This is a genomic window from Halorubrum sp. Atlit-8R, assembly GCF_003666025.1.
Taxonomy (GTDB): domain Archaea; phylum Halobacteriota; class Halobacteria; order Halobacteriales; family Haloferacaceae; genus Halorubrum; species Halorubrum salinarum.
This window is the reverse complement of record NZ_QPLV01000048.1, coordinates 1-480: the sequence shown is the minus strand read 5'-3', so window position 1 is coordinate 480 and position 480 is coordinate 1. Positions and strand designations below refer to the sequence as shown.

The 480-nt window shown below is 59.6% G+C and carries 2 pseudogenes; both read right to left on the bottom strand.

Annotation, left to right across the window (positions count from 1 at the left end):
- Positions 1-363: pseudogene (locus DVK05_RS16515) on the bottom strand (carbohydrate ABC transporter permease); the annotation flags it as partial.
- Positions 363-480 (bottom strand): annotated as a pseudogene (locus DVK05_RS17830) (sugar ABC transporter permease); the annotation flags it as partial. The pseudogenes DVK05_RS17830 and DVK05_RS16515, both read right to left, overlap by 1 nt.

The window sequence follows — 480 nt, the reverse complement described above, 5'->3', positions numbered from 1 at the left end:
GAAGTCGTAGAAAACGAGCGCAACCGCAGCGAGGAGGCTCACGGCGATCTTCGCGACGGTGACGACGATAGACATCACTAAGGAATTGAACATGTACGATGCCATTCCGTACTTGGTGAACACCTCGGCGTAGTTTGCCAGCCCGTCGCTGCCAACGCCGATGTCCGTGATGTCGTACACTTCGGGAACGGTCTGGGTACTCATTACGAACGCGAGCAGGAGCGGCGAGGCCATCACTAAGACGGAAGTGATGAGTCCGAGGTGGACGCGCCACTGCGCCGGGAGTACCTGTGTGTCGGCTATCGCCGACAGCGGTCCGCGCTCTCGAACGTCAGTCGCGATGTCGTTAGTGTCGAGTGACATTAGTAGTGTGCGTAGCGGTCGGAGACGCGCAGTTGGACGAACGTGAGTCCCGCCACGAGCACGAACAGGATCACGGACTGCGCGGATGCGAGACCGAGGCTGTTGAACTGGAAGGCG